The organism is Streptomyces sp. RKAG293 (genome assembly GCF_023701745.1).
In the GTDB taxonomy this organism is placed as follows: Bacteria; Actinomycetota; Actinomycetes; order Streptomycetales; family Streptomycetaceae; genus Actinacidiphila.
The window spans coordinates 7,347,107-7,369,282 of sequence record NZ_JAJOZB010000001.1 but is presented as its reverse complement, the minus strand read 5'-3'; the positions used below and the strand labels follow the sequence as shown (position 1 = coordinate 7,369,282).

The following is a 22,176-nucleotide window of genomic DNA, read 5'->3' as shown; positions in this document are numbered from 1 at the left end:
CGGCATCGACGGCGCCCGCCTGCCTACCAACCGGCCCGGGAGGGCGGATCGACAGCGGCCTATCGGGCAGCCTTCGTCCTCTCGTAGTGGCGGGCCGCGCGGGCCCTGGTCCCACATCCGGCCGAACACCACTCGCGACGGGGGTGGTCCTTGACGAAATACAGGACACACCCGGGCGCCTGGCACGCCCGCAGGTCGCCGATCCGGTCACCGCCGAAGAAGTCCACTGCTCGCTGAGCGATGTCAGCCAGCGCGGCCGTTACGGATGTCGTCGCGCTGCGGGCACGAACGGACGGGCCATCGGCCCAGGAGAGTTCCCGCCATCGAGCAGCCGCACGGACCTGCCGGTTGATCACCTCCACCGCTTGGCGCGGGGGTGTCCTGCCGCAGACCGCCGCCTCCGCGAGAACACGGATCGCATCTCGCAGGGCCCGCGTGGCTCGCAGCTCTTCGGGGCCGGCGGCCAGCAGGTCCGCGTCCCCGCACTGCTCCGCGAACCGTCCCCGGTTGTCACGGAACCACGCCGCGACGTGCTCGACGCTCTGCAGCCCGTCGACCAGACGCCCCCTGACCGCATAGGTGGCATTGGCCAGCTCGATAGGCAGCGGCTCCCCCAGCGCGGGCGCGCCACCCCCCTCCAAGTCCTCAACCTTCATAACCTCACGGTAACACCGCCTTGCATCCGTGAGAAATATATGACTACTGTTCTCACGGATAAACAAGCAGTCAGCCGTGAGAATCGCTTCCGCTCCGCTGGAGGAAACCATGTCCCGACTCCCGATCGTCGAGCCCGCTCACGCCCAGGGCGCAGCCGCCGACCTGCTGGTCACAGTCCAGAAGACGCTCGGCGTCACGCCGAACATGACGAAGGCCATGGCCAACAGCCCCGCCGTCCTACAGGGCTACCTGGAGTTCTCGGGCGCCCTCGCCAGCGGCAAACTCCCCGCAACGGTCCGCGAGAGCATCGCGCTCGCCATGGCCCAGGAGAACGCCTGCGACTACTGCCTGTCGGCCCACACTTACATCGCCACCAACCTCGCGGGGCTCACCACGGAGCAGGCGCACGCAGCACGCAGGGCCGAGTCCACCGACCCCACATGCGACGCCGCCCTCAAGCTCGCCACCGCCCTCGTGCGAACCCGCGGAGACGTGACCGACACCGACCTCAAGACCGCCCGCGACGCGGGCCTGAGCGACGGCGAGATCGCCGAGGTCATCGCTCACGTGGCCCTCAATATCCTCACCAACTACTTCAACAAGGCAGCCGCTGTCGACATCGACTGGCCGCAGGTCAGTCACCTCTCCTGACCCACGTCGCCATCCACCGGAGCGGGAAGGCGGGAGCCCAGCTCCCGACAAGCGCCAGGAGGAGTCCCCACTTCGACGAGCAAGGCGGCCCACCGGAACACGACGTAGCGGCCGGCACCGCCTCCTACACACCAGGGGGCATCACCAGACCGCATCGAGCACTCCACAGCGCGACCTGGCGCCACGCGCAGAACCCCCGCGCGAGCTACCGGCGGGATTCCCCCACGTCTCGCCGCGGAGCCTCGCCGGATGCGACCGGCGAGGCACTCACCTCTCACAGGCGTCTCACCAACAACACCGACGCCCCTGGACCACAAGGTCCCGACCTGGCACTACGCCACTTCCCTGCACCCAGTGGACGCCCCCGGACGGTCGCTACGACCTGTGCCAGGCAGTACTGCGAGTGGGCCCCGAGATCAGGACCTGGACGCGCTGCGTCGCTCCAGGCGGCAGGCATGGGCTTGAACCAGGTGACCGTTCGTCAGCCGCGGGCAGCGCCAACAGGAGCCGACACCGCTGTCTCCGGAACTTCGCAGGGGCGAGGTCGTCAGAGGCATCCGTCCCCACGGTGGCCGTGGTCGGGCACAGCTGGGCAGAGGCGTGAACGGCCCTGCCTGGGGCGTCCGCCGTAACCAAGCGACATGGGTACCTGCCGAACGATCCCGGCAGGTACCCGGCAGACCGTAACCCCCCTTGCCCGAGTCAAGGTGCACCAACCACCCTGACCTGCGAGAACGGGGCGAACGACAAGTCTCAGGGACCACTTGGGACCACCAAAGCCCTGGCCAGAGGCCGCCCCCGCAATGCGGAGACGGCCTCTGGCCTGTGTAAACACCGTCAGGACGACAGGATTTGAACCTGCGACCCCTTGACCCCCAGCCGCGTGCACGGCGTGTGGTCCCAAAGTGGTCCCAAGGAACCGGCCCCGGAGGGGGCACCCCGGTGTCCGAGCGAACCCGCGAGTGCCCCGTGACGGGAGAGCCCCCAGGCGTGCGTCGGCGGGAGTGCGGCGCCTGCGCGGACAGGGAAGCTTGAGCGGCCGGTGGCCCCGCTTCCAGCCCTACAGCGGATCAAGCCCTCGCCTTCCAGCGGCATCGGCGAGATGCGCACCTGAAGTGGCTGAATCTTCACAGAGCGTGTGCGTCAACGGTGATCACACTGTTAGGTTCCGTGCCATGGCAACAAACCCGAAATACCATGACATTGGCCGGTCGTTCGTCCAGCAGTACTACGCCCTGCTCAACGGGGATGCGCACGCTCGCAAGAGCCTGGCCAACTTCTACACGGCCGACACGTCACTCATGACATTCGAAGGCCAGCAGTTCGTGGGCCAGCGAAAAATCACCGAGAGGTTCGAAACGCTCGACCTCAGAAGTCAGCACACCCTCACCGAAATCGACACACAGCCCACGCAGGAGGGAGGCGTCCTCGTGGTTGTCCTCGGCCAGGTCAAGACCGACGACGATCCGCCCCAGACCTTCAACCAGACCTTCGTACTCAAGCCCTCCGGAGAGAGCTTCTATGTCCAACACGACATTTTCCGTATCGCCCTCCAATCCTGAATCGGCAACGGCGGGAACCCAGGTGCCGACCGTCGAGCCGGCAGGAGAAGCCTCCGTCCGCGTAGAGCGGAGCATCTCCGTCGAGTAGGCACGGCTGTCGCGGTCGTGCCCAGGCACCGGCTTCGCGATGCGCGGGGCTGTGACCAACACCATCGGACATCAACGCGATGTTGTGCATCAGGATGAAGGGCGACCCTCAGCCCGACTGGGGGTTGTGTAGTCGCGCCAATCGGCGGGTCTTTCTCCTACGCCCAGGGTCCGCAGCCTCGCCAGCACTCCCTGATCCTGGGCTTCCAGCCAGTGCACCATCTGGCGGAAGGAGACGAGCCGGACGTCCGGCTTGGCCGCGATGGCGCGCAGTGCCTGCTCGACGGCCTTCATGTAGATGCCGCCGTTCCACGTCTCGAAGTGGTTTCCGATGAACAGGGGAGCCCGGTTGCTGGTGTAGGCGCGGTGGAAGCCCGCCATGTAGGTCTCGAACGCCTGACGTTGCCAGACCGGGTGCATCGCCGGGTCACCGTTGACATTGGCTCCCGGGGACTGGTTGGCGAGCATGTTGTAGTCCATCGACAGGACCTCGAAGGTGTGGCCGGAGAACGGGATGGCCTGCAGGGGAAGGTCCCACAGGCCGTCCCGCCTGCCGGGCCAGATCTGTCGTCCCGGCGAACTTGCGTCGTACTTCCACCCCAGCGACGCTGCCACGGGCCGCAGTCGATCACGTCCCAGCAGGCAGGGAGTGCGGCTGCCGATGAGTTCCCTGCGGTAGTCGAAGGGCAAGGGGGCGAGGTCGGTGAAACCGGTATTGGTCCTCCAGGTCTGTACGAACCGGACGGCTTGCTCGATCTCGCTGTGCCACTGCTCAGCCGTCCACCTCCCCACGCCATCCTTCGGCCCGCAGAAGTGCCCGTTGTAGTGGGTTCCGATCTCATGGCCTTCCAGCCACGCCCCGCGCACCTGTTGGAGGGTCGCTCTGATCTCATCGTCCTTGAGGTAGGCGATGTCGGAGGCGCCTGGAGCGTGGCCCGGGGGGCGGTAGAGGTTCTTCTTCCTCTCGGGCAGGGTGTAGATGCCGGAGAGGAAGAAGGTCATGGTGGCGTTGGTCTCCTGGGCGACCTTCCGGAAGTGGGCGAACAGGTTCTTACCCCGCTCGCCCGCGCCGTCCCAGGAGATCACCACGAATTGGGGTGGCGTCTCACCCGGTTCCAGTCGCTTCGGCACGGGTTGGTGCGGCTGGTGGCCGGTGTAGCTGGTCGAGCCGTCGCCGATCAGCAGTTCGGTGGCGGCGGCCGGCCGGCCAAACGATGTGGGCACGCCAAGAGCAGCCGCCGTTGCCGCAGCCCCACCGGCCAGAATGTTCCTTCGCGAGATCCCACCCATATGGTGCCTTCGCGCCTTCCGCCTCGTTGTGGTGCGCCGGCACATGTCCGCCCGGCCAATCGTTTTCAACGCATCGTGGTTGGGTGTCGATGAATGGGGCGGCTCCATTTTCCTGTCCCGACGCTCCGAACCTCGTCGCAACACTCTCGGCGAGGACCACGCCGTTCGATCGAGATTCCGCCGATGGAGACGAGCAGCACCTAGCCTGGGCCAGCCGGCAGAACGGATGCGGCTCGAAGGAGAGCAATCGTGGTTTCGCCCGCTCGCTGGATGAGCGCCTGCACGGTGTTGCTGCTGGCCATGTGCACGGCCGCGCGGCCATCACCGGACCAGGCCTCTCCGGCACCTCCGGCGGTTGCCGTCCCCGCCGGGTGGCAGGCGCCGGCTTGGCCCACGGTGGAACGGCGTTCATCGGCGCCGACCGCCAACGGCTCACTGCCCGCGACGGTGCGGGTGGCTACGGCAGCCGGACTGTCCTCCCAGCAGTTGGCGGGTCAACGGATCGTCTTCTCCTATCGGGGTCTCACTCCTCCGAAAGAGCTGTTCCAAGCGATTCGTGCGGGTCGCGCGGGTGGCGTCGTCTTCTTCCGCTCGAACATCACCGGGGTGGCCCAACTGCGTTTGGTGATCGAGCGCCTGAAGCAGGCCCAACAGCAAAGTCCCGTGCACGTGCCGCTGCTGCTGATGGTTGATCAGGAGGGCGGCCTGGTGCGACGGCTGCCCGGCGCACCGTTGCTGTCCGAGCGGCAGATCGGGCAGGCGGCCGATCCAGCGGCTGCGGCGGCCCAGGCCGGGACCGGAGCGGGGAAGAACCTCTCGGGCCTCGGCCTGAATGTCAACCTCGCACCGGTCCTGGACGCCTACGACACCGCAGACAACTTCATCGACAAGCCGCAACGCTCCTACAGTCAGAGCCCTGCGGTGGTCGCCGCTGCGAGCCGATCGTTCATCGTCGCCCAGCAGCGTGCGGGCGTGGCGGCGACGGCCAAGCACTTTCCCGGTCTGGGCTCAGCGCCCGCGGGGCAGAACACCGATGAGAGGGCGGTCACGCTGAGCGTCCCGCTCACCCGACTGCGGGCCGTCGACGAGGCGCCCTACCCCGCTGCCATCAACGCCGGGGTGGACCTCGTCATGCTGTCCTGGGCCGTCTACCCGGCACTCGACGGCCGTCATCCCGCCGGCCTGTCGCGCAAGGTGGTGGAGGGTGAGTTGCGCGGCCGGCTCGGGTACCGGGGCGTCACCGTTACGGACGCCCTGGAGGCCGGCGCGCTCAAAGGCGTCGGGACTGTCGGCGACCGTGCCGTCGCTGCCGCCGCTGCGGGTATGGATCTGCTGCTCTGTTCCGCTCAGGACACCTCTCAGGGCACAGCTGCTGCCGCCGCCCTCACCACTGCTCTGATGTCCGGGCGACTCGACCGCACCACGTTCGCTGACGCCGTTGAGCGCGTCCTCGCGCTACGGGCCGCCCTGCGCTGACCCCGACGCACGCGGATGACCACCTGCTCAGGAAAGGTATGCGGCCGGTGAAGTGAGGTGCCGAAGGTCGGCGGCGCGCCCTCCGGACCCTCGCGTCGCTGGCGTCTCACGATGGCGTATGGTCCTTCGATCGCGATCCACAGCGCTCATCACTTTCGCCGTTGCCCTGCTCATGGCCGCCAACAGCCCTGCCCAGGCCGCGTCTTCTCCTCTGGAGCAGTCCCGGTCGGCGGCCGTCGAGCCGACGGTTTTCATGGGCCGTGGATTCGACGCCTGCTCCGCGCCCTCGCTGAAGGCCATGCGTGCGTGGGCCCACGGGGCCTCGCCCTACGGTGCGGTGGGGATCTATATCAGCGGCCGGCAGCGCGGCTGCGAGCAAACACACCTCACCGCCGACTGGATCAGCCAGGTGCGCGAGCTCGGCTGGCGTCTGATGCCGACGCACGTCGGCCGACAGCCCCCCTGCAGCGAGCGCGCTGACAGTCAGCAGACGATCGATCCCGCCCACGCGACGCAGCAGGGCCGTGAAGAGGCCGCCGAGGCCTTTACCGCCGCGCGGAACCTCGGATTGGGGCGGGGCACCCCGGTCTATCTCGACCTGGAGGCGTACCCGCTGGGCAGCGCCGGCTGCGCGCAAGCGGTGATCGACTTCACCCTCGGTTGGACCCAGGGCCTGCACAGCGCGGGCTACTTGTCCGGTTTCTACTCCAGCACTCTTTCGGGTGTCACCGACCTGCTGGCCGCCCGCCGCGCGGGAGCCGCTCCGATGCCGGACGCGCTCTGGTACGCCCGCTGGAACGACAAAGCGGCCACGGACGGCGACGGCTTGCTCCGCGACAACGAATGGAGCGGACACCGACGGGCCCACCAGTACCACGGGAAGATCAAGGAGAGCCACGGCGGCGTCAGCTTGACCATCGACCAGAATCAACTCGACACCGTCGTCGCCGGATAAGCCGACAACCCGGCCCGGCGGGACTGTTCGCAGGATAGTGCTCGATACGTCGCAAGCGCCCCAGGTATCGCTGCACCGACGCGCATCCAATTTCCCCGTTCCCCTCGCATGGACAGCAGTTCAAGCCTGCCATCCCGTCACGCCAAGATGCACGCGACGCCACGAAATCGCTGTGGGCCCATTTGAGGCATGACCCGCGGATCCGGTGGGGCCATATGCGTGAAGGTGGGCGAAATAGTGTTCTCCTAAGAGGTATTCATCGAATATATGTCTCTGTTCGCCATGTAGCTGCCGCCGCGGCAGCCTGAAGAACGGAGCTCTCATGTCACGTCGGACCGCCGTCGCTACCGCGATGGCCCTCAGCGTGGTGTCCGTGCTGTCGATTTCCCTGTGCGCCGCACCGGGCGCCCAGGGCGCTACCCCGCCAACCAACACCTGCGGAGGGACGCCGAACGACTACACCACCACGCTGGGGCTCGTGAAGGACGGTGCGTTCACCGGAACCATCAGCGGGACCAACCCCGTCCGTACGATCACCATCGACCCGGTGGCTCCCAATAGCACCCAGATCCGGGTTGACGTCAATATCCCGGACGGTGACTCCCGCTCTGTATACGGGAACATTCGCGTGCTGGAGAACCCTCTCGGCAAGGGGACTCTCGTCTTCCCCACTCCCCTCGACGGAGCCGGGTCCAGCAAGGACGTGTTCTGCTTGGCGGGGACGACCCGTGTGACCAAGATCCTTGGCCATCTTGAAATCACGGGCGTCAAGGGACTGGTGAACTTCACCGCCACTCGCAGCTGATCCCCCCTCATTCCTTGCGTGACGCCTCAGTGAACCCGCGATTCCGTGGTCAGCTCTGCTCGTGAGGGTGACGGACGGGAAGTCTGATGGGCATCGCCGTTGTCATTGCCGGGTGATCCGGCAATGACAACGGCCACCTTCCGCTCCGTGGATGGCACCCTGTGCTCGCGTTCGTGGAAGGTCCTGGCGCCGCTTCGCCGCACCGTGCGCTGTGCTGACGGCACGGTGTCGGTTGCCTCCGTCATGGCGCGGTGGGCCGGGAGGCGCCGACGTAGCGCGGTCCCCACTTCGGATCGTGGAAGACGTCATTGAGGGTATGCACCAGGGTGCCCGTGTGTTCCGCGTGAATCATCGCTCCACCACCCAGGTAGATCCCGACATGGTGGACCGGGCCCTTGGGCTCGGCGAAGAACAGCAGGTCGCCGGGGAGCAGTTCGTTCTGTTTCAGATGCCGGCCGCGGTCCCGTTGCTTGGGGCTGCGGTGCGGAAGGTTGATGGTGCCACCGCTGGCTTGATACCAGGCGTACAGGGTCAGGCCGCTACAGTCGAAGCCGATGGTGTGATCGGCCTGGCACACACCCTTGAGGTATCCGTTGACCTTGTCGCACGATCCGAGGGTCGGGCCGTGAACGGTGCCGCCGCCCCACGAATACGGCACCCCGAGGCAGGACCGCGCCGCGGCCACCACGGCGCGACCGCGTGCGGCCTCCGTGATCTTGACGGACTCGTTGCCGCCTCCGCCGCCGGGGGTGCCCGGGGCGTCAGAATCCGATTCCGCGACGGCCAGATGATCGGTACAAGCCAGCGGCACCGCGTGCGCTGGTGCGGGCGGAGGTGCCAGCAGGAGCGCCAGGGCCAATGCCGCCGCACCGAGCAGCCCCGGAAGGTGGGGGGTCATGGAAGCGTGCACCCCGAGCCCGGACGTCACGGGCCGGCAGCGAGGAATCCTCGTGGACAACGGCTTGCCGGGCAAAGACTCGTTCATCGGATCCGTTCTCATGGGGGCTCGACGACGGCGGAACACAGGTATCGGGTGTCGGCAGCGCCAGGCGATGCGCTTTTCGAGCCCTGCCGCCGAACGGGGCTAGGGTCTGTCGTCTGGATCTCCGTGGGGGAAGGAGCGGTGTCCGGTGCGTGTAGCTGCAAGGCGGAGGAGGGAGGCGACGCGGAGCGTCGTCGACCGACGACAACGCGGCAGATGTGCGTGCTGGACACCGCGACGCCGCGGAGATCCAGACGACAGGCCCTAGGACTCTGCGTCAGTGCTACCGCACATTGAGGTCACGGTGGACGATGGCGGCGATCCGCTGGATGGTGTCGACGCCGTATGCCTTCGTGGCGTTGTTGTCGGTCAGGACGGCCATCCGGTAGTTGCGGCCGGTTCCGGTGAAGACCCCCAGGCTGTGGATCCGCCAGCCGCGAGTGGCACGCGGCGCCCAGCCGTTCTTCACCTGAACGCGGATGCCGGCAGGTACGCCGTGCGGGGCGCCCCAACGCTGGTCGGCCTGGACTTGGCTCATCAGCTTCAGTCCGTATCCCTGGTCCGACGGAGACAGGACGGTGGATTCCGAGGCGAAGACATCGAGCTGTTTCATCTCGTCGATCGCGGTGATCTGGGTCAGACCCCAGGTCTTCCCTGGGGACAGTACGGTGTCGCGCATTCCGGCGAGTCGCAGGAAACTACCCAAGCAGGCGGGCCCCAGGCTGTTCCACAAAGTGGTAGCGGCAGCGTTGTCCGACTTGATGATCATCAGCTTGAGGTTCTTCGTCTCCGCGGCGGTCAGGAGACGGTGTCCCTCTTCGGCACGGCGCAGCAGTGCACCCATGATCGTCACTTTGACGACGCTCGCGGAGTCGAATCGACGGTTGGCGTTGTCCGCGCAGGACAGCTGCTTTTCGGCGTCCCACAGCGTGAAGGCGATGGTGCTCTTGCGGCCCGCATGTGCGCGGGCGATATCAGCCGAGAGCACAGCCGCCAGGTGCGGGTACAGGGAGGACTGGCAGATACCCGAGCCGGAAGGGTCTGCGCGCGGCGCCGCTCGCGCGGTACTGCTCAGGGATGTGAGCGGAAGAACCGCCAGCGCCACCCCGAGGGCGGCCGTCAGTCGTCGGGCACCGCCACGGCGGAGCTTTGCCGCCGGGTCGCTGCCGGTCGGCACCACTGGCAGCAGGGGAGGCAAGGGCATTCGCGAGTTCGGTTTCCCGCTCGTCAGCGGTGTCGGAATGGGCACCCGACCACCCTTGCAGGTCGCCGTGCAAGGCTTCCGCGTTCCACGCCACACAGCTGGCGGGCAAAACAGACCTTCACCCGTTCGCCACGCTCACCGCCTCGAACTCACCAGCTTCTGGCGATGATTCGGCCCAGCCCGCTCCAGGCCCGATGCGATCTGGCGACTGGGTCGTGGCCGCCCCGCCAGGGGCTACCTGGAACATCTGGCGAAAGCGCATCCAGCCGCCCGCGGAAGGCGATGCCGGACGGAGCAAACGGCATAGAGTCTGCGAATGCTAGGAAAAGCGACAGGACTGCTCCTCTCGGCCCTTGTTGTCGTCGTGGGGCGCTCAGCGATCACGTCCCCACTCACTGCTCCCACCGCAGAACAGCCACCGCTTACCACCTTGTCCGCCCGATCAACTACACAGATCGATAGGGCAGTTGGGGATATCCGGTCCACGGCTGCTACGGCCGCCGCGCTGCACAAGTGGAAGATCAAGCCGCTGGCGGCGCCCCCGGCGCCGCCGAAGGTGAAGCCGGTGAAGACCGGTTCCGGGACGCCGCCGGTGGTCAGCGACGTCCCCACCAAGGAGAAGATCGTCTTCGTCACCTTCGACGACGGCGCGGAGAAGGACCCGAAGTTCGTCACCATGATGGGCGAACTGAAGATCCCCTTCACGATGTTCCTGACCGACGTCAGCATCCGGAGCGACTACGGCTACTTCAAGCCCCTCCAGGAGCTCGGCAACCCGATCATGAACCACACGCTGACGCACCCGAACCTGCGCACCGAGTCGGAATCCGCCCAGCGGCACGAGATCTGCACCCAGCAGACGAAGCTGAAGGCCGAATACGGCACCACACCCCGCCTCCTCCGGCCGCCCTACGGCAACCTCAACGAGGCCACCAAGACCGCCGCGAAGTCCTGCGGACTCCAGGCGCTCATCCTGTGGCGCGAGTCCATGCAGATCAAGGGCATGCAGTACCAGCGCGCCGACAAGAAACTGCACCCCGGCGACATCATCCTCGCCCACTTCCGCGGCCCCTCGGAGCTCAAGGGCACCTCCATGACGGAGATGACCGCCAACCTGCTGCGCATGATCTCCGAGCAGGGCTTCACCGTGGCGCGCCTGGAGGACTACGTCTGACCCATGAGGACGGCGGCCGGGGGCCGGCATCACGGACGAACCGGCCCGGTGAAACCGGTCAGTCGGCCAGTTCCTCCCCTCATGTCTGCCGTCGTCACGACCGGTAATGTGCGCTGCCACTCGAATGCCGTTGCTGAAACGATCTGCCAACACCTATCGGGCTACTCTCCTGCCTGCCCCTCGCGTGCCGGAAGGAAGATGCAGGACTGGGAAGCGACGATGGGGCCACCCGAGGGGACGACCGTTGGAGGGCACGCGTGGTGGCGCGAAGGATCGATCCGGCCGCTGGAATGAGGGGCGGCGCCGGACGGCGCCGGTTTCTGACCCTGACCGCGGGTGCGTTGGCGGGCCTCGGGTCCGCGGGCGTGCCGGCCGAAGCACGAGACGCCGCACGCACCCGGACCGCATCAGAATCCGCCGACCCGTTGGACGTGGTGGTGGAAAACGCTCGTCGAGGCGATCCGGCCTGGGCCATCATCCGGGCCGGGACAACGCAGGCCGTCGAGGGCTTTGCCGACCGGGTCAGTGTCCTGGCAGGCGAACGTTTCGGCCTCCATGTGTCCACCGTCGCGTCCGGCTTCACCGTCTCGGCCTACCGGATGGGTTGGTACGGCGGAGCCCGCGCCCGCCTGGTGTGGCGCTCGGCCGTGCTGCCCGGCCACCGCCAGCCCGCTGCCACCGTCGACGCCAAGACCCGCACTGTGCACACCGGCTGGGCACGCACCACCACCGTCGACACCACGGACTGGCCCGAAGGCAGCTACCTGCTCCGGCTGGACGCACAGGGCGGAGCCGGCCAGCGCTACGTCCCGATCACCGTTCGCTCACCGTCCACCACCGGCAGGACCGTCGTGGTCAACGCGGTCGCCACCTGGCAGGCGTACAACCTGTGGGGCGGTCACAACCTCTACGACGGCCCCGCCGGGGGCCGGAAGAACCGGTCGCTGGAAGTCACCTTTGACCGCCCCTACCAGTACGGCCACGGAGCCGGGCAGTTCCTGGTGTACGAGGCCCCGCTGATCGCTCTCGCCGAACAGCTCGGCATCCCGCTGGCGTACACCACGGGCGTCGATCTCGCCCGCGACCCGGATCTGTTGCGCGGAGCTGCCGCCCTGCTCTCCCTGGGCCACGACGAGTACTGGTCCGATTCCCAGCGCCAGCACGTCACCGCAGCCCGTGACGCGGGAACAAACCTGGCGATCCTGGGAGCGAACTGCTGCTTCCGCCGCATCAGATTCGGAGCCTCCGCGTACGGCCCCGATCGGGACATCGCGTGCTACAAGGCCGACTACCGGACGGACCCGGGTTTCCTGGCCGGCGGCGCCGCAACCCAGAAATTCCGCGCCGCACCAGGTGCGAACCCGGAGAGTTCGCTGCTGGGCGTGATCTACGACGACTACCCGGTGGACGCCGCCTACGTGGTGACCAACCCCGGCCACTGGCTCTTCACCGGCACTGATGTCACCTATGGCGACAGTTTCCCCCACCTGGTGGGGGCCGAATTCGACCGGGTGAACACCATCTGGCCCACCCCACGCCCCCTGGAGATCCTCGCCCACTCCCCCGTCACCTGCGAAGGCCGACCCAGCTTCTCCGATACGGCGTACTACTCCGCACCCGGCGGCGCCGGCGTCTTCGCATCCGGCACCATGCGCTGGGTCGAAGCGCTGGATGCCAAGGGACCAGGCGGCAGAGGAAACCACGGCATGAACGCCGCCGCAGGCGCGTTCGCACGCACCACCACGAAGAATCTGCTCCTCGCGTTCGCCACCGGTCCCGTAGGCCGATCCCGGCCGGCGCGCGACAACGTCGACGCCGTCTACCGCGCCGGCTGAACCGGGCTGGACGCCAAGGCGCATCGCGACTTCGAGCTCACCATCCACGACCTCGGTTGGGGTAGCCGGCGATCATTGACTACGTCCCGCGCCGGCGCGCTGCCGTAGGCGTCTCGGGCGAGGGCTCACCGGTAGCGTCCTGGGAGGTCTGACGGGAGGCGCCTTGTGACAGGCCACCGAGGCCGGCTTCGTCTACGACCCGCACCACGACCGGTGGAAGCGGTCAACGACACGTGCCCCACCCGGCGCTGACCGCACGTTGCGGCTCGCGCTCCCGCCCGTGCGAAGCATCGGGGGCGCGGGCGAGGGCGACTACTTCTGGTGACCGGTGGCGTAGCGGGCGAGCATCGTCTCCACGGCCTCGTCGACGGCATGGTCGGTCTCGTCGGCGGCCGGGTTCCAGTCGGTGAGCAGCATCCGGGGCCACAGGACGAAGTTGGCGATCATGCCGAGGAACTGGTTGGCGGCGCTCTCTGCGTCGGGCACACGCGCGGTGCCGGCCTCGTGCTCGGCTTGTAGGTAGGTCCGTACGGAGTCGAAGTAGGGCAGCTTGCCCAGCTGGAACTGCATCCTGCCCAGTTCGGGCAGGCGCGGCAGTTCGGCGATGACGATCCTGAACAGGGCCGTCATCCCGGGCTGGCCGACCAGCTCTGCGTAACGGTGGCCGATAACCGTCAGCCCCGCACGCAGGTCGCCGGCCGAGGGCGGGGTCGAAGCGTGACCGGACCCCTGCTTCCACGACTCGCTCACGATGGCCTCGAACAGGGCCGCCTTCGTGGGGAACTGCTTGAACAGCGTGGACTTCGACACCCCGGCCGCCTCGGCGATCCGGGCCAGTGACGTCCCTGCGTAGCCGTGGTCGAGGAACAGGGCGGTGGCGGACGAGGTGATCGCCTCCCGCTTCTGCTGCGCCAGCCGTCGGTGGTGGTCGGAGAGTCCTTCTGTCATGGAGCCAGTATGCCCGCTACGGCGAGGCGAGTCACTTGACTCGCCTCTGGGGGCGGGCCTACGGTGAAAGAGGCGAGTCGACCGACTCGCCTTCCGCGTCGGGCAGTAAGCCCTGCAGCGTTTTCCCCTTCCCTTCCGAGGAGCAGCTCCATGGACCGCAAGAAGATCGCGCTGGTGACCGGTGCCAACCGGGGGCTGGGCCGCAGCACGGCGCTGGCCCTGGCGCAGCGGGGCATCAAGGTCATCGTCACCTACCGGGGTGATGAGGACGGGGCGCGGGAGACGGTCGAGGCGGTGCGGGCGGCCGGGTCCGATGCCCTCGCGCTGCGTCTGGACATCGCCGATGTCGCCTCGTTCCCGCCCTTCGCGGCCGAGCTCGGCGAGCACCTGCAGTCCTGGGGCGCCACGCGGCTGGACATCCTGGTCAACAACGCAGGTGTGGGGATCTTCAGCCCCCTGGAGCAGGTCGGTGTCGCGGACTTCGACGCAATGATGGACACCAACGTCCGTGGGACCTTCTTCCTCATCCAGGCACTGCTGCCGCTGATGGCCGACCCCGCCAGCGTCATCAACGTCTCCAGCTCCCTGACCCGCCACACCAGCCCGGCCACCGCCGTCTACTCGGCGTCCAAGGCCGCCGTCGAAGTGCTCAGTCGCACCCTGGCCCTGGAACTGGGCCCGCGTGGCATCCGGGTCAACTCCATCGCCCCGGGACCGACCGCCACCGATTTCAACGGCGGTGCCATGCGCGATGACAGCGACCTGCGAGCGGGGCTGGCGGCGCAGACCGCTCTGGGCCGCGTCGGCGAGCCCGCCGAGATCGGCGACGCCATCGCCACGCTCGCCTCCGACGGACTGCGCTGGGTCACCGCCCAACGCATCGAGGTTTCCGGGGGCGTCCTGCTCTAGGGTCTGTCGTCTGGATCTCCGCGGCGTCGCGGTGTCCAGCACGCACATCTGCCGCGTTGTCGTCGGTCGACGACGCTCCGCGTCGCCTCCCTCCTCCGCCTTGCAGCTGCACGCACCGGACACCGCTCCTTCCCCCACGGAGATCCAGACGACAGACCCTAGTGACCTGAGTCGGAGGTTTGGCGTTAGTTCGGTATGAGCCGTCCGGGTCCGAAGATTCCGCCGTTGTTACTGACTGAGCCCCAGCGGGCCGTGCTGGAGGGCTGGGTGCGTCGGCGCACAACCGCGCAAGCGTTGGCTCAACGGTCGCGGATCGTGCTGGAGTGCGCGGACGGTCACTCGATCATGGAGGTGTCCCGTCGTCTGCGGATCGCTCCGGACACGGTCCGCACCTGGCGGCGGCGCTTCCTGGAGAACGGCTTGGACGGCCTGTGTGACGAGCCCAGGCCGGGTGTCCCGCGGAAGATTACCGACGCGGATGTGGAACGAGTGATCGTCAGGACGCTCGAGGAGACGCCGAAGAACGCAACGCACTGGTCGACCCGTTCCATGGCCGCAGCCACGGGCATGTCGCAGTCGACGGTCTCAAGGATCTGGCGGGCGTTCGCCCTGGCCCCGCACCGCTCGCAGACCTTCAAGCTTTCGACGGACCCGTTCTTCATCGACAAGGTCCGCGATGTCGTCGGCCTCTATCTCGATCCGCCGGAGAAGGCCCTGGTCCTCTGCGTGGACGAGAAGTCGCAGATCCAGGCCCTGGACCGGTCACAACCGGTGCTGCCGATGATGCCCGGCGTTCCAGAACGCCGCAGCCACGACTACATTCGCGCCGGCACCACGACGCTCTTCGCGGCACTCGAGGTCGCGACCGGCAAGGTGATCGGATCACTGCACCGCCGCCACCGGGCCATCGAGTTCAAGAAGTTCCTGGCCAAGCTCGACAAGGAAGTCCCGGCCGGGCTCCAGGTGCATCTGATCCTCGACAACTACGCGACCCACAAAACACCCGAGATCAAGAAGTGGCTGCTGGCCCACCCGCGCTTCCACCTGCACTTCACACCCACAAGTGCGTCGTGGCTGAACCTGGTCGAGCGGTGGTTCGCCGAGCTCACACAGAAGAAACTCAAGCGCGGAGTCCACCGCTCCGTCCAGGCCCTCGAACGCGACGTCCGAACCTGGCTGGCCGACTGGAACGACCAACCCCGGCCCTTCATTTGGACGAAGACCGCTGACGAGATCCTCGACAAGGTCGCCGCCTACTGCCACCGAATCTCTGACTCAGGTCACTAGCGGGACATCGTGGTATGCCAAGACCGGCCGCACTCTCACCCCAGCACAAGGGCCCGCGCCACACCGGGCGGGGGAGGCGCCGCCCGTCCGGGCGTTCATCGACTCGCTACGGCCGTACACATCGGCGGAACCAGGCCGCCCGGATTCGGGATGGCAGCGATCCGCCACCATACGAGGGCGGCCTGGCCGCCCACCCATGCCAGCACGCACGCCTCCGTGCTCGACCGCCTGGTGTACGCGCTGGACCGGGCCATCACCGGTGGCTGCCGGCCATGGTGCGCGCGTACGGGAAGGTGCCGCCCGAGGTGCGCCGATCGGCGCAGTAGTGGCTCGACCGGCCCCCCATCACAGCTGCCGACGTGGTCCCTTGACGGCGTGGTGGCCCGTCCACCTCGTTCCCGGCGAGAACGGCCCAGCAGCCCGCCGACCGGGCAGCCGAACCGATGGACGGCAGCGCCGATGGCGCGCGGTCCAGTACGTAGGTGTTCGCGGCGTCGGGGTCGCTGAAGAGGAAGAACAGCTGCACCTGGTGGTGCTGGTCGCGGCGTACGAAGAAGTCCCATGTGTAGCTGGTGGGCACTGCATCGGCAGGGGTCGTCGCGGGCATCCGTCGGTCGACGCGGGTGCGGGCGGTCAGCGCCAGGTGGAGGTCCTGCCCGTCGGGATCGTCGGTCAGTCGCCAGGTTCCCGTACCTGACAGGCGCCAGCCGTCGTCGAAGGCAAAGCCCTCACCGTCGAGGCGCTCGACGAGGGCCGTCCCGTCCGGACGGAGCACGACCCGGGTGCCCTCGGTGCCGTGCCAACTCCCCGCCACGTCAGCGGCCGTGGCGTCGTGCAGCCCGGCCCCCGCGTCGTACCGGCCGGCACACCCCGTCAGCCCGGACACCGCCATCGCCAGGGTCCCCAGGGCGAACCCCCACCCGCGCCACCTGTTCATGCCCGGCACCTGATGCTCCCGCCCTCAGCGGCCGACCGGTACCGGTGGGCCGTGGGCAACACTCTGGCAGATGAATTGAACGCGTTCAACTCTGGGGCGGCAGGGATCGACCTGGTGCTTGCCAGGAGCTACGGCATCGGGGCGGGAAGACCGGGCGGATCCCGCTGCCGGGCGCCGTGCGGGCGTGCCAGGCGAGGGCCTTGCCCGGAGGTCTGCGTACCAACCCAGGGGCGTGCACAGTCGTCTGCACGCCCTTGGGTCGCCAGTCGAGTTCCCCATGGGTGGCCAGTGGGCAGGGATCGAACTGGCCGCGGACGGTCACTCTGCGGCGAGCGTGGCAGCGCGGGGGCGAGCGGGAACCAGCGCGGCACCGGCCGGCCGTGCAGGAACAGCGTCCAGCGCGGGAAGACCTGCCCCCATGGGCGGACCAGGCCCCAGAGCAGGGAGACGCCGAGCCCGGACAGCAGCGCGGTGGAGTCCAGGCCCCAGGACTCCAGGGTGAGGAAGATCCCCGAGGCGCCGTTCCACTGCGAGACAGCGAGCATCTCCTTACCGGTGATCCCCCGCGAACGTGCCGCCCAACGCCCAGACCAGCTTCATCGCCACGTACGGGACAGAAGCCGGCGTTCCTGCCCAGGCGCCGTATTGGGCCAGCTGCGGTGCAGCGGACGGCACCCGTACGGCATCACCGGCGGACGGGCCGGTCGGACCCCGCGCCGTGGCCGCGAGCAGGACCGTCCCGAGCGCCGCCAGAGCCCTATTCGCAGCGGCAGCCCGACTGTCCACTCCCTGACCGAACATCAGCGCGATCACATCGATCAGCAGGCTGAACGAAGTGAGACCGGCCAGCCCGCAGGCCACCCCAAGCAGCACCCGCAACGCCGGCCGCAGCCCGTACCGCACCACCGCCCCGCTGACCAGCGTCGCCAGCACCCCACCGCCATGACCGCCCCAACCAGCTCGGAGGCCCAGCGTCACCGCCGTAGTAAAGCAAGGAGGTCCCCGCTCAGCGCGCACACCAGGCCGAAACCGGCATACACCACCGCCCACAGCATCGTCGCCCAGGCCACCCAGCGCTGCCACCATGCGCTCCGGAGCGCCTTCATCATCCGTTCAGCACTGGTCATGTTCGGAACCTCCCATCGACCGCGGCGGGTGCCTTCAGCCGCCGGACCGATCTCCCTCCCCCAGCCAGGTGAGTGCCCCTGCTGCAAAGGTATGAGTTGCGGGGCGTGACGTCCCAACTGGCCGTCCGTGGACAATCTGGAGGGTCTCGCAAGATCGTCATAACGAGGTGGCCGTGATGAGGTCACGTGAGCAGGATGCGGTGGCGCAGGAGTTGGTATCCGGCGGCGTGTCCGTCGAGGATCGCGGTGCGTTTGTCTGCGGCCCAGCTCTCCGCCGCGCGGCGGCCGAGCCGGGTGGAACCCGTGGGCCGTGGCCTCCAGCTGCGGCACCGGGCCAGGCAGCGAGACCTCACGCACACCAGGAGGGGATGGCCGCCAGGGATCCAAAAGCCCGACGTCGAGAGAGGCCCCGCGCGGCCCGTCGAGGCCGAACGGTCATCCGATCTGGCCGACCAGGTAGACGGTATCGCTGATGCCTTGCGGCTCGATGACGACCGAGAAGCGCAGCGAGGGAGAGGCATCGGCGACACCCCAAAGCCACGTCTGGCCGCTCCGGTCGAAGCGCCAGCCATATCCGCGGGCCATGTCGCCGGTGAAGGCGTAGTCGACGCCCCAATCGGCGGGGCCGCCGCGCTTCAGGTCCGCGCCCATGTGCAGACCGTGAAGGAACCCCGCCAGGTCGCCCACCGGTATCTCGAAGCGCAAGTAGAGCGTGCCTTCACTACCCACGAGGCTCTCATCGTCATGGAAGCGCAGTTCCGCAACATCGTCAGGCAGGCGCACCTGGTAGCGGGTCAACACAGTCTCGAGGGAGCCGTCCCCGTACGTCACCATGGCGAAGCGGTCGTAGTCACGTGTATCCCCCCACCACAGGTACACGGCAAGCACCGCGAGCAGCAGCACGGAGAGGCCAGTCACTGCTGCTATCGCACAACCGGCGCCCCGGAAACTCTTCTTCGACACACTTCCCCCTTGCTTTCCGCATGCGGTCCCGCGGCCTCCAAGTGGAGTGCATGCTGCGTGGGGCACGGCAGAGGCCATGGGCGCGCCTCGCAGCCATCGCCATCCGATGCGCCGCTTGCTCCGCACCCTCGCCCTCTCACGGCAGCCGAGGACCACGACGTCACGTATTTGAACACGTTCAGCTTTCGAGAGTCAATCAGCGATATCCCACCCTGCCGAGGCCCAGGCCCCCGTGAGGCCGGCGCATCGGCCGGAGGTACCTTCCGTGCCAACCCGGTGCTGGACCTGCACGTCGCCGCCGAGCACCAGGAACAGGTGGACGACTGGCTCCGTCAGCTCGGCCTGGACGCTGGCCTGACCGGCATGGAGGCCTTGGTGGAGCGCTACCGAGCCGCCCCGACGGCGTAGGAGACACCGATGCGAGATCCCTGATGCCCGTCAACTCCCCTGGAGGCGGGCACCATCGAGCAGATACGGAACGGGCCTGTCGGTGCTGCGTGACACCGCCTTCGGTTGGACGGCGGCGGGCGCCGGGACCAACTCCAGGGCCGGGCCGGTGAACGAGCAACGGGCATCCCTCCCCCGCATGCATCGGCGACCGCTGGCGCTGACTCCGACTCTCCGCTCATTTCGTGCCCCGGATTCGCCTTTGGGCTCGTAACAAGATCTTGTTGAGGTGTCCTGGTCGAGCGTGGCAGGGGGCTGATGCAGCCGCTCGCGGCCCCTTTTTGCATCCAGTTCACCGGGCAAGACCCCCCGGGGCGTCCTGCCCGGTACCGATCCCACCGGATGAACCAGGCATCATGATCCGGGCTCCTCGCCGTGCTTGGCACACTGCGGAGAGCCTGGAAGGCTCGCCCCTGGCAGGCGATGCCAGGTGTGAATGACGGAGGCAGATCATGGAAGCAGACGCGGACGCGGGTTCGCTGGACTGGGCGAGGGCCTGGATGTGCGCTACTTTCACCCGCGGTCTCGCCCCCGAGGAGGTGTTCGCCCGCTACGGGGCCGATCCGGAGCAGGCGCGCATGCTCGGCTGGGATGCAGCCTCGGACCTACCCTCGGGTGAATCGGGTGACGGGATGGTCTCGCTGCTGCGGGCCGGCAGGATCGGTGAATGGGCTTTCTGCGTCGAGGAGGACGGCGGCATCGGCTTTGGGGAAGAAACGCTCGCGGAGTTGTCTCGGGGAACTGAGACGTACAGCGTGGCGACTACCGAGGGAATCGACGTCTTCCAGTACTGGCGCGACGGCGAGTGCGTCGAGTACTTCGAGCCCGGCATGGAGCACAGCCGGTCCGAACCGCTCGGCCCCTGGTGGGATCGAGTGGAAGAGGCGCTCGCCGCACACGAGGGTGAGGGCGCCGGGATGGCGCCGGTGGTGGCCCTCGTACTCGATCACCTCGGCATCACTCTGGACGATGCAGCCCTCGCCGGGCCTTGGCCCAGCCTGACACTCGCCGAGGACGATGCACCAGCAGCACCGCTGAGCAATACCTACGCGGGTGAGGGACCGGTTCCGCCCGGGACCATCCTGGATTTCGGGCCTTCACGTGGACTGTCCTGAATGGCCGGATCGCCTTTCGCCGCCCTGGGCCACGACCAGCGCCTGGCCAACGTGACGGGTGGCGACCGGAGAAGGACAGCGACACGATGACCGATCTGAGGGCAAGGCCAACGCGTATCAGCCCGGAGAGTTCGTGACGCGATCAGATCTGGCCTTCTTGAGTCGCCTCCAACAGATAGTGCTGCAGGCCAACGCGAGGAAGGCGTCGTGGAGCTCAACTCGCCGTTCCCAGCGCACGGCCAGGCGCCGGTGCACGGGCGGGCTGTGGGGGGAATCGCTGTCTTGACGCAGCAGTCCGCAGGTAAGAATTCTGGCTCAGGCTTGGATCCGCGCGGGTTCGGCCGGGTGCGGGAGCATTGCGCCCGGACATGCCTGCGCCCGGGAAGGGAACCCGATGATCAAAATTTCGCGGACGCTCACGGCGATCGTCCTGGCCAGTACCTTCACCATCGGCGCCGCCTCGGCCGCCTCAGCCGGTCAGCAGACTCCCGCCGGTGCGAGAAGCTGGGCCCAGTGCGAGTCCGGCGGCTGGTGCATGTGGGACAACGACAACGCGGGCGGGGACATCTACGACGACCAGAACGCGGTGAAGTACAACCCGAATCTGGCGGCCCCGGGCTACGGCTGGAACGACCGTGCCAACTCCGTCGCGAACATGAGCACCAGGTACGTCTGCGTCTTCTGGGACAAGAATCTGGGAGGGAACTACGTGCGCATCGCCCCCAACGGCCGGGTGAACCTCCCCGTCTCGTGGAAGAACAAGGCGAGTTCCTACCGGAGCCTGCCCGCCGACATCAGCAGTTGTGTCTTCGACTGACAGCTGCCCATACATCCACTGCTCGGCAGCCACCGACATCCGACGCACACCTCGACACCGCGCCGCCCTTCCCTGCGGCCTGCAGATATCATCCGGCCAAGGGACCCTTGGATCTCAGACCCACGCAAGGGCGCAGCCAAGAGGCCGAGCTGATCCGGCACGAGCAGGACCGACGACGGTGCGCAGAACAAACAGCAACGCAGAACGTGGCCAGCCCACTGCAGCCCTCCGGTGGGTACAGCTCGTACTGCTCGCTGTCGTGGTCGTGCTGGCCGGGCTCCGTGTCTGGGACCGCGACCAACTCGGCGATTGGAATGCCACCGTCTTCGGGGTGATGGCCGCGTCCGCGCTGTCCATCGGAGTTCTGGAACGATACCGGGCACGCGCTGCCAGAGGTCCCCGGTAACGCGCCCCCGGGCAGTACCGCCCCAGGAGGGTGCCGCACCCCTTGCCAGCTGAACGCCGAAGCTCACTCTTCGGCTGTTCCGGGGTCAGTACGGTCCGCCTCACGTGCTCGCCGACGCTTGGTCCTGGGACGGGTGTACCCCACCAGCGCAAGGCCCGCCTGAACCACGATCAGGACGAACACCACGATCGAACCCACCCGCCCCGCGCTGCCACTGCGCAGCGCGTGCACGCCGAACCACACCAACGCACCGCACCACCACAACACCAAACCGGCCCGGCGCACCCACCCAGGCACTCGGCTCACTGCCGGCACCGACCCCGGGCGGGGAGCAGTGCGGTGAAAGTCGCCGTCACCGCCGCCCCGAACAGCAACCCACCCCAGGACAATCCCCCCACAGGCCGGTGCGCGAACAACCCATACGCCACCATGCCCAGACCACCCCCCACGAAGAAGAACCCACCGCTTCGAAGAGCCAACCACCACCGCGGACGAACTATCCCTGACGTCACGACGCACATCATCCACCCCCGGGCAGCCCC

The 22,176-nt window shown here is 67.7% G+C and carries 22 protein-coding genes; 12 read left to right on the top strand and 10 right to left on the bottom strand.

The genetic code is table 11. The features are described from left to right. Positions 1-59 precede the first annotated feature (59 nt). The gene (locus LNW72_RS32660) at positions 60-656 is read right to left on the bottom strand and encodes an ABATE domain-containing protein (RefSeq protein ID WP_250978657.1); all 597 of its coding nucleotides are present in this window, start codon (positions 654-656) and stop codon (positions 60-62) included. A gap of 109 nt (positions 657-765) precedes the next feature. Here LNW72_RS32660 and LNW72_RS32655 point away from each other — a divergent pair, with 109 nt between their 5' ends. Together LNW72_RS32655 and LNW72_RS32650 are read left to right on the top strand one after the other, a co-directional pair. Then, the gene (locus LNW72_RS32655; RefSeq protein WP_250978656.1) at positions 766-1,308 is read left to right on the top strand and encodes a carboxymuconolactone decarboxylase family protein; all 543 of its coding nucleotides are present in this window, start codon (positions 766-768) and stop codon (positions 1,306-1,308) included. Positions 1,309-2,483: 1,175 nt separating this feature from the next. Further along, positions 2,484-2,870, top strand: coding sequence for a ketosteroid isomerase family protein (locus LNW72_RS32650; protein WP_250978655.1), 387 nt, complete (start codon positions 2,484-2,486; stop codon positions 2,868-2,870). Between the two features lie 177 nt (positions 2,871-3,047). Here LNW72_RS32650 and LNW72_RS32645 read toward each other — a convergent pair whose 3' ends face one another. Beyond that, positions 3,048-4,247 (bottom strand): hypothetical protein, encoded by a 1,200-nt coding sequence (locus tag LNW72_RS32645; protein ID WP_250980405.1) that lies wholly within the window; start codon positions 4,245-4,247, stop codon positions 3,048-3,050. 249 nt (positions 4,248-4,496) lie between these two features. Here LNW72_RS32645 and LNW72_RS32640 point away from each other — a divergent pair, with 249 nt between their 5' ends. The 3 genes from LNW72_RS32640 to LNW72_RS32630 all read left to right on the top strand — a co-directional run bounded on the left by LNW72_RS32640 (position 4,497) and on the right by LNW72_RS32630 (position 7,483). Continuing rightward, entirely contained in the window at positions 4,497-5,723 is a 1,227-nt protein-coding gene (locus LNW72_RS32640; protein WP_250978654.1) for a glycoside hydrolase family 3 N-terminal domain-containing protein, read from the top strand. 172 nt (positions 5,724-5,895) lie between these two features. Next, a complete protein-coding gene (locus LNW72_RS32635) occupies positions 5,896-6,678 on the top strand; it encodes a DUF1906 domain-containing protein (protein ID WP_250978653.1) in 783 nt (260 codons plus the stop codon). Positions 6,679-7,000: 322 nt separating this feature from the next. Then, entirely contained in the window at positions 7,001-7,483 is a 483-nt protein-coding gene (locus LNW72_RS32630; protein ID WP_250978652.1) for a hypothetical protein, read from the top strand. A 241-nt stretch (positions 7,484-7,724) separates the two neighbouring features. Here LNW72_RS32630 and LNW72_RS32625 read toward each other — a convergent pair whose 3' ends face one another. Together LNW72_RS32625 and LNW72_RS32620 are read right to left on the bottom strand one after the other, a co-directional pair. Further along, complete coding sequence (locus LNW72_RS32625) at positions 7,725-8,381, bottom strand: C40 family peptidase (protein WP_250978651.1); 657 nt, start codon at positions 8,379-8,381, stop codon at positions 7,725-7,727. A gap of 367 nt (positions 8,382-8,748) precedes the next feature. Next, positions 8,749-9,453, bottom strand: a complete 705-nt coding sequence (locus tag LNW72_RS32620) for a serine hydrolase (protein WP_250978650.1) — start codon at positions 9,451-9,453, stop codon at positions 8,749-8,751. A gap of 781 nt (positions 9,454-10,234) precedes the next feature. Between LNW72_RS32620 and LNW72_RS32615 the strand changes: the two genes are divergently transcribed. Beyond that, on the top strand, positions 10,235-10,843 hold the full coding sequence (locus tag LNW72_RS32615) for a polysaccharide deacetylase family protein (protein ID WP_374117367.1): 609 nt from the start codon (positions 10,235-10,237) through the stop codon (positions 10,841-10,843). Between the two features lie 437 nt (positions 10,844-11,280). Continuing rightward, positions 11,281-12,678, top strand: a complete 1,398-nt coding sequence (locus LNW72_RS32610; protein WP_250978649.1) for a N,N-dimethylformamidase beta subunit family domain-containing protein — start codon at positions 11,281-11,283, stop codon at positions 12,676-12,678. A gap of 312 nt (positions 12,679-12,990) precedes the next feature. Here LNW72_RS32610 and LNW72_RS32605 read toward each other — a convergent pair whose 3' ends face one another. Continuing rightward, positions 12,991-13,626, bottom strand: coding sequence for a TetR/AcrR family transcriptional regulator (locus LNW72_RS32605; RefSeq protein ID WP_250978648.1), 636 nt, complete (start codon positions 13,624-13,626; stop codon positions 12,991-12,993). A gap of 150 nt (positions 13,627-13,776) precedes the next feature. On the opposite strand from LNW72_RS32605, the gene LNW72_RS32600 reads away from it, so the two are divergent. Further along, complete coding sequence (locus LNW72_RS32600; protein ID WP_250978647.1) at positions 13,777-14,535, top strand: SDR family oxidoreductase; 759 nt, start codon at positions 13,777-13,779, stop codon at positions 14,533-14,535. A 195-nt stretch (positions 14,536-14,730) separates the two neighbouring features. After that, positions 14,731-15,822: an IS630 family transposase gene (locus tag LNW72_RS32595; RefSeq protein WP_250973875.1), complete on the top strand. Its 1,092-nt coding sequence runs from the start codon at positions 14,731-14,733 to the stop codon at positions 15,820-15,822. A 253-nt stretch (positions 15,823-16,075) separates the two neighbouring features. Here the strand turns inward: LNW72_RS32595 and LNW72_RS32590 are convergent, their stop codons facing one another. The 5 genes from LNW72_RS32590 to LNW72_RS32570 form a co-directional block, all read right to left on the bottom strand. Then, positions 16,076-16,759, bottom strand: a complete 684-nt coding sequence (locus tag LNW72_RS32590; protein ID WP_250978646.1) for a hypothetical protein — start codon at positions 16,757-16,759, stop codon at positions 16,076-16,078. Between the two features lie 128 nt (positions 16,760-16,887). Beyond that, positions 16,888-17,304 carry a hypothetical protein gene (locus tag LNW72_RS32585; protein WP_250978645.1) on the bottom strand — a complete coding sequence of 139 codons (417 nt, stop codon included), beginning with the start codon at positions 17,302-17,304 and terminating at the stop codon, positions 16,888-16,890. 4 nt (positions 17,305-17,308) lie between these two features. Then, complete coding sequence (locus tag LNW72_RS32580) at positions 17,309-17,692, bottom strand: hypothetical protein (RefSeq protein WP_250978644.1); 384 nt, start codon at positions 17,690-17,692, stop codon at positions 17,309-17,311. A 41-nt stretch (positions 17,693-17,733) separates the two neighbouring features. Beyond that, on the bottom strand, positions 17,734-17,886 hold the full coding sequence (locus LNW72_RS32575) for a hypothetical protein (RefSeq protein WP_250978643.1): 153 nt from the start codon (positions 17,884-17,886) through the stop codon (positions 17,734-17,736). A gap of 435 nt (positions 17,887-18,321) precedes the next feature. Continuing rightward, a complete protein-coding gene (locus LNW72_RS32570; RefSeq protein WP_250978642.1) occupies positions 18,322-18,849 on the bottom strand; it encodes a hypothetical protein in 528 nt (175 codons plus the stop codon). Between the two features lie 276 nt (positions 18,850-19,125). On the opposite strand from LNW72_RS32570, the gene LNW72_RS41325 reads away from it, so the two are divergent. From LNW72_RS41325 to LNW72_RS32560, 3 genes are all read left to right on the top strand, one after another. Beyond that, positions 19,126-19,257, top strand: a complete 132-nt coding sequence (locus LNW72_RS41325) for a hypothetical protein (RefSeq protein ID WP_285369849.1) — start codon at positions 19,126-19,128, stop codon at positions 19,255-19,257. A gap of 491 nt (positions 19,258-19,748) precedes the next feature. Further along, positions 19,749-20,411: a DUF6461 domain-containing protein gene (locus LNW72_RS32565; protein ID WP_250978641.1), complete on the top strand. Its 663-nt coding sequence runs from the start codon at positions 19,749-19,751 to the stop codon at positions 20,409-20,411. Between the two features lie 394 nt (positions 20,412-20,805). Then, positions 20,806-21,228, top strand: a complete 423-nt coding sequence (locus LNW72_RS32560) for a peptidase inhibitor family I36 protein (RefSeq protein WP_250978640.1) — start codon at positions 20,806-20,808, stop codon at positions 21,226-21,228. The last annotated feature ends 948 nt before the right edge of the window (positions 21,229-22,176 follow it).